The sequence below is a fragment of the Streptococcus mitis subsp. hohhotensis genome, from assembly GCF_000722775.1.
Taxonomy (GTDB): domain Bacteria; phylum Bacillota; class Bacilli; order Lactobacillales; family Streptococcaceae; genus Streptococcus; species Streptococcus carlssonii.
On sequence record NZ_JPFZ01000015.1, the window covers coordinates 1 to 15,718 of the forward strand.

The window sequence follows — 15,718 nt, forward strand, 5'->3', positions numbered from 1 at the left end:
CTAAAATATTTTTCAACTTAACTTCATAAGTCGTTCTCTTATGTCCTCTACCAAAATAGCGATTTCTATTATCTCCAAGTAAATAATCTACTGTTAGCATATCCTTCTCCAATCTTTTAAACTGACTCTATCTTAAACAAAAAAAGACAAGAAAGAATCCGTAATTTACGAAAACCTTCTTGCCTTTTTAGGATAAATTATAAAGATACTAGATTTAATCGAATAGCCTCACGTACAGCTCCAACTCTACTCGTCACTCCCAACTTTGAACAAATATTTGAAACATGGGTATCCACCGTTCTCCTGCTGACAAATAAACTATTTGCTATCTTTTCATTAGAATATTCTTTTACAATCAGTTCCAATACACTTAACTCCGTGTCAGTCAATAGATTATTTTCTTGCTTTTCTAACAAACCATCTGGGATAACATGATTGCCCTTATAAACAGCATAAATTGCACTTTTAACATCCAAATAAGAACTTTCTTTGGGTAAAAAAGCTTGAATCCCAAAGTCCATCGCTCTCTTATGTAACAAAGTGTCATAAAACCCTGACAAAAGAACTATCTTGGGAACTGTATTCAGAAATCTATTTATTTGACTAATAACATCAAATGCCGTTACTCCTTTCAGCATAAAATCCATAACTAGCACATCTATCTTTTCATGCTTAAGACAAAGAAGTAAATCTGCTACTTCTGTATAGGAACCAACAATTTTAAAATCATCTTCCTTTAAAAAATAGTTCTCCAATCCTTGTAATACTAAACTGTGATCATCAATCAAAACCAAACGAATCATTTTTCTTCCCTTCTATAGGTATTCGTATCCTCACACTTGTAGGTTCTATATTTATCTGAACAGTTCCCCCCAATAAATGAACCTTCTCTACAATTCTATTTAAACCAAAATGATGTTCATTAGACTGATAGTTTCCCTTAAAAATACCATCATCTATAACTTCAATTGATAAAATCTTTTCTTTTGTAGATAAATCTACAGTAATTTCTCTAGCATTCCCATGAAGAATACTATTATTTACTAGTTCTTTAACTGTCCTTAATACAAACGTGCCCACTTTATCATTAACTTTTTCTTCATCTATTGAAAAAGTTGTCATAATCGAAACAGTTTCCATCTTCATGAATTGGTTTAATATGCTAGTAATAGATTCTTTCAGGCCTAATTCATGCACCATTAAAGGATAGATATTGGAACATAAATCTCTTAATTCAAAGACAATATCATCCAACATCTCTAATAAAGCTATCCTATTAATTTGTTCACTAATTTCTAACTGCTTTTTATAATAAATAACCTTCTGAATTGTAGTATCATGTATAAACGTTGCAATTTCTTCCCTCTCCAATTCAGTAGCTACAAAAGTATGAAAACTACTAAAGATTCCCTCCATCTTATGGCTAATCAACATCATTTTCCTTATTTCAGGTAACAAAGCTAGCGAAAAAAGAAAAGTGTAAAGAACGAAAAAATTGGAGAAAATTCTCTTAATAACAGACTAAAAAGAATAATTAGACTAGTAAAAAAAACGGCAAATATCAAGTTATATATGAATGGGTTCCACTTCCAAGCAACATATATCATTCGCTCTAGTATCAAGTTATTTACAATAGAGAACAAAATAAGCAACAATAGAGGAATACTATAAATAAACGAAACTTCCTTACCAATCGGAAAAATATATCCAAAAAATAGAGGAAATAAGGCAAGAACTGCTAAAAATAAGGTATGAATTGCCAACATTTCTCTTATCTGAGAGTAATTTATAAGCATCTTTAACAGTAGGATAACTAAAAAGAAAAATACTAAATAAAATACCCCCCTAGAAAAAAAGATGGTCAAAAAATCAATGGGCTGTATAAGATTATAAACAAACAAAAGTTGAGTGATGAGTGAATAGCCCAGTATAATACGAGAAAAGTTAGAAATGGTTGAACCTTTTATCTTCAGGACTAACACTCTAATGAAAATATCCATGAATAATGGAAATAAAGTCAAGTATGAAATTAATAGACTACGACCAAATACATCTCCTATACTTGATGGAATAATCGATAATAACATCAGACTAGTATAAATAATAAAATAAAAATATCGTTTTCCAGTTTTTCCTCTACTTCTACCTTTTATGTATAAGCGAAATAACAGTAGAATCAGAAAAGCAATGATTGATAAAACAAGAAAGATAATTTGACTTGATTTCCCAGATTCTATTATTAAATTCTTTGAAATTCCTCTATCTAACACTGTCACAGAATGAAGCGGTTCAACAATTAAAAATCGAGACAATAAGAAATTACTATCTGGACTCTGACCGTCTATTTGTATAATTGATGACCCTATTATCTCTTGATGATTTGCAAAGCTTCCCAGATTATGGACTTGTCTAACTATCCACTCATTATCATGTTTATCTACGGTGATTCCACTGTACGTTCGGTTAAATATTGAAAATGAAAAATAAAAAAAGAAAATAAATAACAAAACAAAATAAAATCGAAACATTTTTGACTTCATTGTTTGCAACACTCCACATTTCACTTGATATTGATGTTTATTCTACCATTTTTTCATTCAATAAGACAGGTTTTATAGTTAAATTTATTCTTTTTTCTTTCGAGATATAACTGATACAATCTTCTAGTAGGTAAAATCCTACCTGATTTGACTTTTGAAGATAAGATGAAAATCGCCTACGAACACTTGAAACGCTTGATTAACCTCAAAGGAGAAAACGTAGCAGTTCGTGAATTCCGTAGCCTCGCTTCTCACTACCTCCGTGGAACATCTGGCGCTGCCAAACTCCGTGGAGTCATTTCACAAGCTAGCACCCTAGTAGAGATTGAAGTCCTATTGCAATTAGATAAGGCTTAACAGTTTAAAACCCGTAACTCTCTTAAAGGTTACGGGTTTTTGACTGTAAAAGTTCAAATACTGAAGGTTATTATTGATTCAAAGCAACACTGGAAACCTTACCATCCGCTCCTGTTGTAATTTGGATGACTTTTCCTCCACCAATTTTGGCACTATACTTACCATCATCAAGAGTATAAGAATAGCCTTTGATAGAGTAGTTTTCTTTCTTTCCATCAACAGATTCTACTGTAAATTGACCACCTGATGAAACTGTGATGGTTTCGCCATTTGCTCCCTTCCAATTGCCCGCTACAGCTGAGAAATCACCATCTACCATGGTTAAAACACCCTTGTAGCGTTTATTTTGCTCTGCTTGCTTGTCTTGAAGTTTGCGGTCAGTTGTAGGATCATAGCTTGATTGGTTAGACTGGGCTTGAGGAGCCTGTTGAGTTGAAGGAGCCTGAGCAGGAGTTTGTTGACTAGCCGCCTGTTGATTAGACACTTCTTGACCCTGTCTTTGCTCTGGTGCAGGTGCCGCTTGTGATGGTGTTGCACTTGCTGAAGACTGGTCGGTAGATGCCTTGGTCTTTTCAGATGAAGCTGAATTTGAGTACTTCTGAGTCTTGCTTTCTTTGCTAGCAGAAGCTACTTTAGAACTTGATGATTGGCTTGTCTTAGCAGAACTGCTTGCTTGAGTTGTTTCCTTTTTATTTCCACAAGCTCCTAATAATAGGGTAGAAGCCAATACAATTGCCGCCATCAATTTGATATAGGTTTTCTTTTTCATTTTTCTACTCCTTTGTAATATTTTAGAAATATAAAGAAATCTTTTTGTAACATAATCGTAACATTCAGATTTAAATATGTCAACAATTTATCTAAACTATTTTAAAAATCTTAAATACTTTAGATACATTTACTCCTCCTACTCTTCTATTCGTAATAAAATAGAAAAGCAGGAGATTTTCCTATTAAAAATTTGAATTTATTTTTGTGTAATCGCTCGCACCTTTAAGTGCAAAGGGATATAATACCATCGAAATAGAATATAGGAGGTGCACTCTTATGCTAAATAAGTATTACAAGTATCTTCCTTGGTTGATTTTAGGAGCTATTGGCTCTTATCAGTCAGCCACTCACTATGCGCGAACTGCATTTGATGTCTTCTATATGACTACAATCTTTTTGATTGTCTATATCGCCTTGTTATTTTTACATGAGAACTATCTCAAGTATCGATACAAAGCCTTCTTTACTCACCTGTTGAGCAATTCTAAGAAAAATAGCCATTCATAAAAGCAATCGCAACAGCAAAGCAAACTAATAAAGGCAAACAAAGAGGTCGGGAACTTTGTCCCGACCTCGTTTTTATGCAATATCAAATTTTAACTGGCCTGCTTTGACACCAATCTTAAGTGTGCTGCCTGCCACTAATTCTCCCTTGAGAAGAAGTTCTGCTAACTTATCTTCCACTTCTGTTTGCAGGGTTCTGCGAAGTGGACGAGCTCCCATCTCTGGGTCATATCCTTGATTTGCCAACAATTTCAGTGCGGAAGTTTGTAATTTCAAGTCAATACCTTTTTCAGCCAAACTTGCCACTAAAGGTTTGACCATAATTTTCACTACTTCCTGCATATGGTCGCTAGACAGGCTATGGAAGACCACCTTTTCATCAATACGGTTGATAAACTCAGGTCTATAAGCTTTTTTCAGCTCTTCAAACATGCGTTTTTCCATATTTTCCTGGTCAAAACGAATGTCCTTAGCCCCAAATCCGACAGTCTTGTCATCCCGAAGGGCTGTCGCACCAAGGTTTGACGTCATGATGATAATGGTATTTGAAAAGTCAACCTTGCGCCCCTTGCTATCGGTCAAGACACCGTCATCCAGAACCTGCAAGAGAACATTAAAGATATCTGGGTGGGCCTTCTCTACCTCGTCAAAGAGGAGAACGGAGTATGGTTTGTTGCGAACCTTCTCAGTCAATTCCCCACCTTCTTCATATCCCACATAGCCCGGAGGAGCTCCATTGAGTCGGCTAGCTGCGAATTTCTCCATATACTCACTCATATCAAAGCGGATAAGAGCTGATTCGTCGTCAAAAAGAACTTCTGCCAGAGCCTTGGCCAATTCGGTCTTACCGACACCTGTAGGCCCTAGGAACATAAAGGAACCAATCGGGCGCTTATGACTGCGAATCCCTGACTGATTGCGGCGAATGGCACGGCTAATGCTTGAAACAGCTTGATCTTGACCGATGACACGTTTGTGTAGTTCAGCTTCAAGATTTAGGTATTTCTTAGCATCTGTTTGCGTCAGTTTTTGAACTGGAATACCTGATAAGCGACTCAAGGTGGTCAAAATATCAGACTCTGTCACCAAGTCTTTGTAGACAGGCACTTCCTCTTCTTTTTCAATTAGCTGAGCTGCCTGTTTCCACTTGCCATCCATCAAGGCCTTGTCAGCTGGACTCAAACCTGAATCGTCTGCTTTTACATGCTTTGCCTTATTTTGCACTGTTGCTGCTGCCTCATCCAAGAGATCGATAGCAGAGTCTGGCAAGTGACGACTAGTCAAGTAACGATGAGCCATCTTGACGGCTGTTTCAACCGCTTCATCTGTGATTTGCACCCGGTGATGTTTCTCATAAGTCGCCTTCAAGCCTTGCAAAATGGTCATGCTGTCTGCCACACTTGGCTCTTCAATCGTCACTTTGGCGAAACGACGAGAAAGGGCTGCATCTTTTTCGATATGTTTTTGGTATTCTTCCTGAGTGGTGGCACCAACCGTTCTCAAAGTTCCACGCGCCAAGGCTGGCTTCAAGATATTAGCCGCATCTAGGGTCGAATCAATCCCGCTCCCAGAACCCATGATGGTGTGGAGTTCGTCGATAAATAGAATTACTTGGCCATCTTCTTCAATATCCTTGATGATATTGTTCATGCGTTCTTCAAAGTCACCACGGAAACGTGTACCTGCAACGACATTCATCAAATCAAGCTCTAACACGCGCATCTTAGCCATTTCCGCAGGTACATCTCCACTAGCAATACGCTGAGCGAGCCCAAGCGCCAAGGCTGTTTTCCCGACACCAGCATCCCCAACCAAAACAGGATTATTCTTGGTTTTACGGCTCAAAATTTGAATCATACGCGAGATTTCCTTATCCCGACCGATGACTGGTTCTAACTTGCCAGAACGCGCTTGCTCTGTCAAATCATGCGTATAGTCCTCGAGACCACCACTCGGAGTCTGGGGCATCCCCATCATATTAGCCATAGAATTTTGCTTGTCAGCCACTGTACGATGGCGTTGGCGTAGAGCCTTGAGGTCTTCACGAGTCCAGCCTGCACGTTCTTCTAGATTTCGACGTAGGGCAGCAATCTTGACCTGATCTTTCTTATCTTCATAAGAAAAACCAGCTCTCTCCAAGATACGAGTAGCCAAGGCATTGCCATCATGCAAGATCGCATAGAGGACGTGCTCCGTCCCTAGCACCTTAGCATGGACCACTGACGCTACATACTCTGCTTCGTCAAAAAGAACCTGCAAACGATGGGAGAACGGCAATTCCGTAAAGGTTTCATCCTGGCTATAGTCCGTTTCAGTCAGTTCCAAAGCGACTTCTTCTAAACGGTCCATCTCATATGGATAATCATTTAAAGTTGCCCCTGCCACACTATAACTGTGATTGGACATGGCAATCAACAAGTGCCAAGACTCTAGGTAACGAGCTCCAAAATGGCCAGCCACCATGTAGGCACTTTCGATACATTCATTCAATGCTTTTGAATAGTTCATCTTACTTCCCTTTTCTATCTACCTCTTGTATGACCTGTCGTAGCATATTAGCACGAACAACTGGAGCTTCTTCTCCTAAAACGCGATCCAAAGCTACTGATACTAGCAAATTCATCTCCTGTTTGGTCATCAATTCCTGCTCAACCAAAAGCTGTAGAATATCCTCATAAATTTCTTGACTGACCCGCTCACCAATCGAGTAAAGCAAATCGCGGAGCATTTCATGATGACTAGAAAACTCAATCCGTCCTATACGAATATAACCTCCGCCACCACGCTTACTTTCAACCAAGTAGCCTCTACTTTCCGTAAAGCGTGTCTTGATCACATAGTTAATCTGACTGGGAACAACCTGAAAGGTATCTGCCAACTGACTACGTTGCAACTCCACAATACCAGATTGATCTAAAATCGCCTTGATGTAGGCCTCAATATGATCCGATGTATTTTTAAATCTCATTACAAACCCACCTCTCTCTTTGAACCTTGACTATCTTTGACTATTATACCGAAATTTTCTTATTTTTAAAAGAAAAAGGGCGCTAGTAAAGGATAATCTTCACCAACTCCCTATTTTTCTACTTATCTAAGCCTAATTCTGCCAAGATTTGACGTTTATAGGCAATCTTTTGGACTTCCTTGTCCTCATCTCCAGACCAATCTAGTTTAATTTCTGAAACAATCTGCCCAGGGCGATTTTTCAAGATATAGATGCGGTCGCTGAGATTAAGGGCCTCCTCAATACTATGAGTAATAATCAATGTTGTCAGTTGCAACTGCTTGTGAATCTCAAGGTACCAAGCGTGGAGTTCCATCTTGGTCATCTCATCCAAGGCGCTAAAGGCCTCGTCTAAGAGAAAGAGCTTGTGCCCGAAAAGGTAAGTTCGAAGCAAGGCTACACGCTGGCGCATCCCGCCACTAAGTTCATGAGGATACTTGTCCCGTACAGCTGTCAACTGGAAGGTCGCAAGAATTTCATCTGCGCGAGCAATAGCTTCAGCCTTATCCACTTTTTGAATCAAGAGGGGTAAAATGATATTACCAAGAACGGTCTTGTGCTCCAAGAGCAGATCCTTTTGCAACATATAACTCACCCGCCCCTTGGGATTCTCCTCACCGTCCAGAACAATTCGCCCTGACTGGACTTCTAAAATCCCAGCAATTAAGTTAAAGAGGGTGGTCTTCCCAACACCACTTGGACCTAAGATAGAAACCACTTCACCTGAAATCACCTGCAGGTTAATGTCCTCTAAAATCCTATCTTGACCATAGGCATAACTGACGTGTTCTAGTCTTATTTCTGTCATTATTTCACAAACTCGTTGGTGAAGCCTTTGTCTGTCAAATCTTCTTTAAGAATACCATTTTCTTTATCCCATTTGTAGAAGGCATTCCAGCGAGCTGCATCAAATTGACCCCATTTTTCCTTGTCGCTTGCGTATTCTTTTGACAAGTATTTTTGAGATTCGATGACAAAGTCACGTTTTTCCTGAAGTTCAGGTGCATTCTTGATGAGGATATCAGCTGCTTCTTCTGGATGCTCCATAGCATATTGGTAGCCTTTTTTGATAGCTTGGATGACTTTACGAGCTTCTTCTTTATTGTCTTTAAGGTAGTCGTTGTTTGCGATGATAACTGGTGAGTAGTAGTCAAACTCCTTGACATAGTCTTTCAAGTACAAGAAGTTAGCATCTACACCTTGAGATTTTGCAAGGATACCATCCCATCCGTAGTAGATCCATGCAGTATCAAATACTCCATTAGCAATCGGTGTGATAGAGTTTGAGTCGTTATTTGGTACTTTTTCAACCTTCTCAAAGTCCCCACCTTGTGATTCTACCAAGGTTTTCAACATAGCAAGTTCAGTTGGGTCATTCCAAGTCCCGTATTTCTTACCAACCAAGTCCTTCGGACTAGCTACATTATCAGATTTACGAGAGATGATTCCTGATGTATTGTGTTCAACAATAGCTGCAACGGCAGTAATTCCTGCACCTTTTTCCAATTTTTTAGCCATGTAGTCTTGGAAATACACTGCAAATGGTGCCTTACCATTGATAACCAAGTCAGAAGAACTTTCTTCTGGTGGCAATTTCAAATCAACATCCACTCCAGCTTCTTTGAAATAACCTTTTTCCTTGGCAACATAAAGCCCTGTGTGGTTAGTATTTGGTGTCCAGTCTAGGATAAAGTCAATTTTCTTGAGTTCTGCCTCTTTGTTGTCCTTAGAAGCAGTTCCTTGACCACAAGCTACAAGCACAACAGCTACAAGAGCTGTCACAAGCGTTAAAAACACTTTCCATGTTTTTTTCATTTTGATTTCCTCTTTTCTTTTTTGAAACATTCTAATTTTACGAACGTTTCCATTTAATAACATATTTTTCACTAATATCGACCAACTTCATACCCAAAAGGCTTATAATCGATACCAGAATAATAATAGCAAACATGGTATCATACTGAAACAGTTTCTTGGACTGAATCATGTAGACACCTAGTCCTTCAAAGCCTCCCAACCACTCAGATACCACTGTTGTGATAAAGGCGTAGGAGACACTGACTCTCAGACCTGCATAAAAGTAAGGCAGGCTGACTGGAATTTTAAAATGCCACAGGATTTGCCAAGGCTTGGCCCGCATCAGACTAAACAAGGTCAGCATATCCTTGTCACAATGCCTAAAACCGTCCAAAATGCTGACGATGATAGGAAAGGTTGTCGTCAAGATAATCAAAACAATCTTGGGCAAAATCCCATAACCGAGCCACAAGACCAGGATAGGAGCTATGGCAATAGTCGGGATAGTCTGAACAACCACCATCATAGGGTAAATCAAGTCATTGAGCCAAGTCAAACTGTCCATGAGTACAGCCATGAGACAGGCAATCAAGACTCCCAAAATTAGACCTAGCAAAGCCACTCTCAAGGTGGCCCAGCTATGGTGCCAGAGAAATTCTCTATCACGAACAAAGGCCTGGAGAATTTCAAGAGGTGTCGGCAGGATAAACTTGGGGAGAAGTTTAAGAAAACCTGCTAACTGCCAAATTGACAAGACTCCGAGAAAACCCAATAGACTAATGTGTCGTCTCAGTATACTTTTCAAGTTTCTCATCAATACTTAAAATCTCTCCTACATTTATTTTGACATTGGCAAAGACATTATCTGCCTCCTGCCCTGCCACTTCCAGCGCTTCTTTGAGAATGCGCATAAGCTCATCAAACTCCCCTTCCAAGACCGTTTCAAATGGTGTCACCACCATAGTCACTTCTTGAGCTTGCAGATAAGCAATGACCTGATCAATAACAGCTATCCGATTAATCCCCTGTGATAGGGGTAAAACTTGCAAGGCAATGCTTGCTTTCATAACAACCTCCTCTTCTCGTTTTCCTTTGACAAAAAGAAAAACCTTTCCCATATATGGAAAAGGTGCAGAATAGACTAAGTATCGTTCCCTACGCTGGCATTACCCAGATCAGGTGCGGTCGAAGTTTAACACTTCCTCTCAGACTGTACACAGACTCCCATATATTATATGGACATATGATAGCGCAAAATAAAAAAAATGTCAAGGAAACTGCTTACAGAAAAGAGCAGGAAATTTTTCCTACTCCCATTTTCTATACTCGTTCTCCATTACTATTCACTCTGTAACCATCCACCGTCGTATTCACAGCTAAGGCGCCTGAAGAGTAAGAATAATACCACTTACCAGAGACTTGATACCATCCTGTTTTCATTGCTCCTGAACTATCCAGATAATACCACGAGCCATTCTCCTTTAACCATCCTGTCTGCATTTCACCAGATGATTTCAAATAATACCAGCTAGAACCGTCTTTCAACCATCCTGTTGATTTAGAACCATTTGATTTGAAATGATACCAACTACCATTTATTTTCTTCCAACCAACAGTCAGAACATCATTGGAACTACCTTCTGTTTGATTCTGCGATGACGCAACCTCCTCTAACTGAATATAACGACGACTTCCACTATAAGATATATAACTCAACCACTTGTACCCATCTTTTTCAAGTACCTGATCATAATGAACACTCTCACCTGGAGAATAATATGCAATTGAAGTTGCACTAACTAAAGGTTGATTTTTTATAGCTGCCTTATTCTTAAAATAATGAGTTCCTCCTGTCGAAGAAGGTTGACTATTGAATACGTTGCCACTACTTACTACATTACCCCCATCCAAATCTTTAAAATGAATAAATCCTGTCATCGTATTTGCTTTTATAATTCGTTTATTATAGGATCCTGTATAACCATAGTTGTATTCCTCAATTTCTATATTATCCCCCATTACATTTGAAACCCAAGCAACATGACCATATCCTCCTGCAGTAGACCAAGCAATAGATCCAATCGTTGGTACACTATCTACACGATAGCCTTCACGACGAGCACGATAGCCCCATTCATTCGCATTTCCATAAGCTCCTGGAATCTCAAAACCATTGACACTACTCAAGCGAAAGGCTGCAAATGAAGTACACTGACGAGAGTACATGCGCCACTTATCAATTGCCTGACTCCCATTTTTATAGTAAGCAGGATAATCATCCCCACGCGCAATCGATCCATTTCCTCCGGAATAGGCATAGACACTATCACCCGCTGCTAGCATCAATCCTACTACTAAAAAAGGAACAACCTTTTTAACTGATTTTCTAAAAGAAAATCCTGTCTCTGTTACTTTGAATGGTAAAACTTTCATTCTTCCTCCTTGAAAAATAATATAAATCGAAGATTACCTTCACTTAAACTATTCGGAGAAAAAAGAAAAAGTGAGAAAATTTCTCACTTTAGTCAAGATAATGAATCAAATTCTTTTCTGTAAGGATATCTGAGTAAGTAAAGGATTCAACGTAAACATTGGCTTGTTTATCTCCTTCAACGTTTCCAAATTCAACGATAAATAGGGATGGATAAACTTCAATTAACTTACCCAATCTATTTTTTTGGCGCTTACGACCATTCTCCAAAGTCATTTCTACGACTTGTCCCTCATGTGCCTTGATTTCTTCTTTGATTTTTTTCATCTTGGCTACATCTGTAAATGCATCTGACATCTTATGCCTCCCTCTTTGAGATACTTGAAAATTTATTGTATTCTTTTTGGAAAATCAATTCCACCGTTCCACGAGCTCCACTACGGTTTTTCTCGATAATAACCTCTACCTTATTATTCGGTATGCCTTCCTCTTCTTCACCACCACGCTCATAGTAGTCGTCGCGATACAGAAAGGCCACGATATCAGCGTCCTGCTCAATAGACCCAGATTCACGAATATCAGACAAGACCGGTCTTTTATCCTGACGTTGTTCTACACCACGAGAAAGCTGACTTAGAGCGATTACTGGAACTTTCAGTTCCTTAGCTAAAATTTTCAACTGACGTGAAATTTCTGAAACCTCTTGTTGACGATTTTCTCGACCAGTTCCCGTGATAAGCTGCAAATAGTCTATCAAAATCAAACCAAGATTTCCAGTTTCTTGAGCCAATTTACGTGAACGAGAACGAATCTCTGTAATCCGAATTCCTGGCGTATCATCAATATAAATACTTGCATTAGCTAGATTCCCTTGAGCAATGGTATACTTTTGCCACTCCTCATCGGTCAATTGACCTGTACGGATAGAATGGGATTCCACCAAACCTTCTGCCGCCAACATACGATCGACTAGACTTTCCGCACCCATTTCGAGTGAAAAAATAGCAACTGTTTTGTCCAACTTAGTCCCAATGTTCTGAGCGATATTCAAGGCAAAGGCTGTCTTACCAACCGCCGGACGAGCTGCTAAGATAATCAACTCCTCCTCGTGAAGACCAGTCGTCATATGATCCAAATCACGATAACCTGTCGCAATCCCTGTAATATCAGTCGTTTGTTGCGAGCGAGTCTCCAGATTTCCAAAGTTGACATTCAATACATCTCGAATATTCTTAAAGCCACTTCGATTTGCATTTTCGCTGACATCAATTAACCCTTTTTCTGCCTGAGCAATGATTTCATCAGCTGGTTGCGAAGCCTCGTAAGCTTGATTGACAGACTCTGTCAACTTGAAAATTAATCGCCGTAACATAGCCTTTTCTGCAACAATTTTAGCATAATACTCCGCATTAGCAGAAGTTGGCACAGAATTGACAATCTCAACCAGGTAAGACAAGCCACCAATATTCTGCAAATCGCCTTGATTATCAAGAATAGTACGAACCGTTGTGGCATCTATGGCATCGCCACGATCGGATAAGTCAACCATAGCTTGGAAAATCAAACGATGGGCATACTTAAAAAAGTCCCGAGACTCAATATATTCTCGCACAAAAACAAGCTTACTCTCGTCAATAAAGATAGCCCCTAAAACGGATTGCTCAGCTAAGATATCTTGAGGTTGTACTCGTAACTCTTCTACTTCTGCCATCAGATTTCCCTTCATTTTACAATCTTGTCAAGAAAGTGTAAATTTACCCTTCTTTCACACGAAGATTGATCACACTTGTGATATCTTGATAGATTTTCACTGGTACATCAATCAAACCAACTGCTCGAATCGGAGCTTGTACTTGGATATGACGTTTATCAATCTTAATTCCAAATTGCTTTTGCAATTCTTCTGCAATCTTCTTATTGGTAATAGAACCAAAAGTACGACCATCTGGACCAACTTTTTCAACAAATTCTACAATAGTTTCCTCTGCTTCTAGTTGGGCTTTAATTGCTTTTGCTTCTGCAATCATCTCAGCATGAGCTTTTTCTTCCGATTTTTGTTTACCACGAAGTTCACCCACCGCTTGAGCAGTTGCTTCTTTAGCTAGGTTCTTTTTGATAAGAAAGTTTTGCGCATACCCTGTTGGTACTTCCTTAATTTCGCCTTTTTTACCTTTTCCTTTGACATCTGCTAAAAAGATTACTTTCATTCTTCTTTCTCCTTTTCCTTTATTTCATTTAATACAATTTCTGTCAGTTTTTCACCTGCTTCTGACAAGGTTAAATCCTTAATTTGAGCTGCTGCTAAATTAAAGTGGCCTCCACCTCCCAGCTCTTCCATAATCCGTTGCACATTCAATTTACTACGACTTCGAGCTGAGATAGATATAAATCCTTGTGTATTCTTTGCAAGAACAAAACTCGCTTCAATACCTGACATAGCTAACATGGCATCTGCTGCCTTACTAATAACAACTGTATCATAGCATTTCGAGTCCGTAGCCTCTGCTATCAATACATCTGAACCTAATTTACGCCCCTGTAAAATCAGTTCATTGACCTCACGATATTCTTCAAAATCTGTCGCAGCAATTTCTTGGATAGCAATACTATCACTTCCTCTCGTTCTGAGATAGCTAGCAACATCAAATGTCCGACTAGTCACTCGTGAGGTAAAATTCTTAGTATCCAACATCATACCAGCCATCAAAACACTGGCCTGCATACGACTCAAACGATTTTTCTTAGAATTCTGGAACTGAATCAATTCCGTTACCAACTCACTGGCACTACTTGCACCACTTTCGATATAAGTAATAACCGCATTATCTGGAAAATCCTGATCCCTTCGATGGTGGTCAATGACGATGGTTTGGGTAAATAAATCATAAAAATCTTTTGATAAAGTTAGAGCTGTCTTTGAATGGTCTACAAGAATCAACAAAGAACGATTGGTCACCATCCCCATTGCATCCTTAACAGACAACAACTTTGTAACTCCTTCTTTTTCTAAGAATGAAACAGCTCGTTCTATATCCGGCGACATTTGTTCTTCATCGTAAAGAGCATAGCTATTTTGAGTCACATTGCTGGCAAATAACTGCATACCTACAGCAGAACCCAAAGCATCCATATCCAGATTTTTGTGACCAACTACAAAAACCTGATCCACACTACGAATCTTATCTGAAATAGCCGTCATCATAGCACGCGTACGAGTCCGTGTACGTTTGATTGAGGCAGCAGACCCACCACCAAAATAAACTGGATTTTTCGTTTCGTCATTCTCCTTGACAACCACCTGGTCGCCACCACGCACTTCAGCCAAGTTCAAGTTGAGCAATGCAACTTTCCCTATCTCATCATGATTTCCATCACCATAAGAAAATCCCATACTTAAGGTCAAAGGCAACTGTCTCTGTTTCGACTCTTCTCTGAAAGAATCAATAACAGAAAATTTATCGTTCATCAATCCCTCAAGCACCGTGTAGTCCGTAAATAGATAAAAGCGATCCATACTTACTCGACGGGAGAACATGGCATGTTTACCAGCAAATTCTGAAACAAAATTGGCTACAAAACTATTGATATGACTGATATCAGACTCCGATGTTTCATCTTCTAAATCATCATAGTTGTCAACAGAAACAATCCCAATCACAGGTCGACTCGTCACTAACTCAACAGTCGCTTCGTATTCTCCAGACACATCAAAGAAGTAAAGAACTCCAGACACCTTGTCCATATGAACCGAATAGCGAGTCTCACCTAAGGTAGCATAAGAACCTGGATTTCCTACCGATGCCTTGATAATTGTTTGAATTAATGCCACATCAATCTCGCCCACTTCATTAGTTAAAATCAATTCAGCGTAAGGATTGAACCATTCAACTTCACCTGACGATAAGTCTAATTTAATAACTCCGACAGGCATCTGTTCTAACAAGGTTGTCAAACTTTCTTCAGCTTGGTGGTTTACATACTGGATTTGTTCTACTTCACTCCTTGAGTAATAGTCTCTCTGATGGATGAATAGTAAAATATATGAACCCAAAATAAGTAGCAAAAGAAATAGCGTTACCAGTGTATTCGTTACAAAAACAAGTTGCACAGATAGCACTCCGAACGCCACTATTCCTAATATTAAGGGGAAAATAGGACTTACATAAAATTTTTTCATTCCAAACCTCTTGGCACCCATTATACCATAATAACCACCAAAAAGCGACTTTTTAAAAGTGTAATCAGTAATTCTATCAATTATAAGAAAAAGGAGGTTTACAATTCAGTAAACCTTCCTTTACACACATTGAA

The 15,718-nt window shown here is 39.0% G+C and carries 16 protein-coding genes, 1 pseudogene and 1 riboswitch; of the genes and pseudogenes, 2 read left to right on the forward strand and 15 right to left on the reverse strand.

The annotated features are described in order from the left end of the window. Nucleotides 1-197 precede the first annotated feature (197 nt). Genes SK608_RS10010 through SK608_RS11860 form a run of 3 tightly spaced genes read right to left on the reverse strand, consistent with a single transcriptional unit; the run spans nt 198 to nt 2,540 of the window. Nucleotides 198-803 (reverse strand): response regulator transcription factor, encoded by a 606-nt coding sequence (locus SK608_RS10010; protein ID WP_033678744.1) that lies wholly within the window; start codon nt 801-803, stop codon nt 198-200. After that, nucleotides 781-1,437, reverse strand: a complete 657-nt coding sequence (locus SK608_RS11855; protein WP_235202177.1) for a sensor histidine kinase — start codon at nt 1,435-1,437, stop codon at nt 781-783. Before SK608_RS11855 ends, SK608_RS10010 begins: the two co-directional genes overlap by 23 nt. A gap of 23 nt (nt 1,438-1,460) precedes the next feature. Next, entirely contained in the window at nt 1,461-2,540 is a 1,080-nt protein-coding gene (locus tag SK608_RS11860; RefSeq protein ID WP_235202178.1) for a hypothetical protein, read from the reverse strand. Nucleotides 2,541-2,669: 129 nt separating this feature from the next. Here SK608_RS11860 and SK608_RS10020 point away from each other — a divergent pair. Next, nucleotides 2,670-2,897 (forward strand): annotated as a pseudogene (locus SK608_RS10020) (tRNA dihydrouridine synthase DusB); the annotation flags it as partial. 70 nt (nt 2,898-2,967) lie between these two features. Here the strand turns inward: SK608_RS10020 and SK608_RS10025 are convergent. Then, entirely contained in the window at nt 2,968-3,666 is a 699-nt protein-coding gene (locus tag SK608_RS10025; RefSeq protein WP_033678748.1) for a hypothetical protein, read from the reverse strand. 278 nt (nt 3,667-3,944) lie between these two features. On the opposite strand from SK608_RS10025, the gene SK608_RS10030 reads away from it, so the two are divergent. Beyond that, the gene (locus SK608_RS10030; RefSeq protein WP_033678750.1) at nt 3,945-4,175 is read left to right on the forward strand and encodes a hypothetical protein; all 231 of its coding nucleotides are present in this window, start codon (nt 3,945-3,947) and stop codon (nt 4,173-4,175) included. 72 nt (nt 4,176-4,247) lie between these two features. On the opposite strand, the gene SK608_RS10035 is transcribed toward SK608_RS10030, so the two are convergent. From SK608_RS10035 to SK608_RS10085, 11 genes are all read right to left on the reverse strand, one after another. Further along, a complete protein-coding gene (locus SK608_RS10035) occupies nt 4,248-6,680 on the reverse strand; it encodes an ATP-dependent Clp protease ATP-binding subunit (protein ID WP_033678752.1) in 2,433 nt (810 codons plus the stop codon). Between the two features lies 1 nt (nt 6,681). Beyond that, nucleotides 6,682-7,140 carry a CtsR family transcriptional regulator gene (locus SK608_RS10040; protein ID WP_024057371.1) on the reverse strand — a complete coding sequence of 153 codons (459 nt, stop codon included), beginning with the start codon at nt 7,138-7,140 and terminating at the stop codon, nt 6,682-6,684. Nucleotides 7,141-7,258: 118 nt separating this feature from the next. Further along, nucleotides 7,259-7,987: an ABC transporter ATP-binding protein gene (locus tag SK608_RS10045; RefSeq protein ID WP_033678756.1), complete on the reverse strand. Its 729-nt coding sequence runs from the start codon at nt 7,985-7,987 to the stop codon at nt 7,259-7,261. Continuing rightward, nucleotides 7,987-8,994, reverse strand: coding sequence for an ABC transporter substrate-binding protein (locus SK608_RS10050; protein ID WP_033678757.1), 1,008 nt, complete (start codon nt 8,992-8,994; stop codon nt 7,987-7,989). The genes SK608_RS10045 and SK608_RS10050 overlap by 1 nt, the downstream gene beginning before the upstream one ends. A gap of 37 nt (nt 8,995-9,031) precedes the next feature. After that, nucleotides 9,032-9,790 carry an ABC transporter permease gene (locus SK608_RS10055; RefSeq protein ID WP_161683551.1) on the reverse strand — a complete coding sequence of 253 codons (759 nt, stop codon included), beginning with the start codon at nt 9,788-9,790 and terminating at the stop codon, nt 9,032-9,034. Next, nucleotides 9,753-10,043, reverse strand: coding sequence for a thiamine-binding protein (locus SK608_RS10060; RefSeq protein WP_033678811.1), 291 nt, complete (start codon nt 10,041-10,043; stop codon nt 9,753-9,755). The genes SK608_RS10055 and SK608_RS10060 overlap by 38 nt, the downstream gene beginning before the upstream one ends. 68 nt (nt 10,044-10,111) lie before the next feature. Beyond that, a riboswitch (TPP riboswitch) is annotated at nt 10,112-10,214 on the reverse strand. A gap of 82 nt (nt 10,215-10,296) precedes the next feature. Continuing rightward, nucleotides 10,297-11,409 (reverse strand): choline binding-anchored murein hydrolase CbpD, encoded by a 1,113-nt coding sequence (gene cbpD / locus SK608_RS10065; protein WP_033678758.1) that lies wholly within the window; start codon nt 11,407-11,409, stop codon nt 10,297-10,299. Nucleotides 11,410-11,497: 88 nt separating this feature from the next. Further along, on the reverse strand, nt 11,498-11,764 hold the full coding sequence (locus SK608_RS10070; RefSeq protein WP_001278169.1) for a Veg family protein: 267 nt from the start codon (nt 11,762-11,764) through the stop codon (nt 11,498-11,500). A gap of 1 nt (nt 11,765) precedes the next feature. Then, the gene (gene dnaB / locus SK608_RS10075; protein WP_033678813.1) at nt 11,766-13,118 is read right to left on the reverse strand and encodes a replicative DNA helicase; all 1,353 of its coding nucleotides are present in this window, start codon (nt 13,116-13,118) and stop codon (nt 11,766-11,768) included. A 43-nt stretch (nt 13,119-13,161) separates the two neighbouring features. Continuing rightward, a complete protein-coding gene (gene rplI, locus SK608_RS10080) occupies nt 13,162-13,614 on the reverse strand; it encodes a 50S ribosomal protein L9 (protein ID WP_000864213.1) in 453 nt (150 codons plus the stop codon). After that, nucleotides 13,611-15,584, reverse strand: coding sequence for a DHH family phosphoesterase (locus SK608_RS10085; RefSeq protein ID WP_033678760.1), 1,974 nt, complete (start codon nt 15,582-15,584; stop codon nt 13,611-13,613). Before SK608_RS10085 ends, rplI begins: the two co-directional genes overlap by 4 nt. Between the last annotated feature and the right edge of the window lie 134 nt (nt 15,585-15,718).

What these genes read in the sequence shown, in the direction of transcription:
- SK608_RS10010 (WP_033678744.1), bottom strand. Translation starts at nt 803, where the DNA reads ATGATTCGTTTGGTTTTGATTGATGATCACAGTTTAGTATTACAAGGA.
- SK608_RS11855 (WP_235202177.1), bottom strand. Translation starts at nt 1,437, where the DNA reads ATGATGTTGATTAGCCATAAGATGGAGGGAATCTTTAGTAGTTTTCAT.
- SK608_RS11860 (WP_235202178.1), bottom strand. Translation starts at nt 2,540, where the DNA reads ATGAAGTCAAAAATGTTTCGATTTTATTTTGTTTTGTTATTTATTTTC.
- SK608_RS10025 (WP_033678748.1), bottom strand. Translation starts at nt 3,666, where the DNA reads ATGAAAAAGAAAACCTATATCAAATTGATGGCGGCAATTGTATTGGCT.
- SK608_RS10030 (WP_033678750.1), top strand. Translation starts at nt 3,945, where the DNA reads ATGCTAAATAAGTATTACAAGTATCTTCCTTGGTTGATTTTAGGAGCT.
- SK608_RS10035 (WP_033678752.1), bottom strand. Translation starts at nt 6,680, where the DNA reads ATGAACTATTCAAAAGCATTGAATGAATGTATCGAAAGTGCCTACATG.
- SK608_RS10040 (WP_024057371.1), bottom strand. Translation starts at nt 7,140, where the DNA reads ATGAGATTTAAAAATACATCGGATCATATTGAGGCCTACATCAAGGCG.
- SK608_RS10045 (WP_033678756.1), bottom strand. Translation starts at nt 7,987, where the DNA reads ATGACAGAAATAAGACTAGAACACGTCAGTTATGCCTATGGTCAAGAT.
- SK608_RS10050 (WP_033678757.1), bottom strand. Translation starts at nt 8,994, where the DNA reads ATGAAAAAAACATGGAAAGTGTTTTTAACGCTTGTGACAGCTCTTGTA.
- SK608_RS10055 (WP_161683551.1), bottom strand. Translation starts at nt 9,790, where the DNA reads ATGAGAAACTTGAAAAGTATACTGAGACGACACATTAGTCTATTGGGT.
- SK608_RS10060 (WP_033678811.1), bottom strand. Translation starts at nt 10,043, where the DNA reads ATGAAAGCAAGCATTGCCTTGCAAGTTTTACCCCTATCACAGGGGATT.
- cbpD (WP_033678758.1), bottom strand. Translation starts at nt 11,409, where the DNA reads ATGAAAGTTTTACCATTCAAAGTAACAGAGACAGGATTTTCTTTTAGA.
- SK608_RS10070 (WP_001278169.1), bottom strand. Translation starts at nt 11,764, where the DNA reads ATGTCAGATGCATTTACAGATGTAGCCAAGATGAAAAAAATCAAAGAA.
- dnaB (WP_033678813.1), bottom strand. Translation starts at nt 13,118, where the DNA reads ATGGCAGAAGTAGAAGAGTTACGAGTACAACCTCAAGATATCTTAGCT.
- rplI (WP_000864213.1), bottom strand. Translation starts at nt 13,614, where the DNA reads ATGAAAGTAATCTTTTTAGCAGATGTCAAAGGAAAAGGTAAAAAAGGC.
- SK608_RS10085 (WP_033678760.1), bottom strand. Translation starts at nt 15,584, where the DNA reads ATGAAAAAATTTTATGTAAGTCCTATTTTCCCCTTAATATTAGGAATA.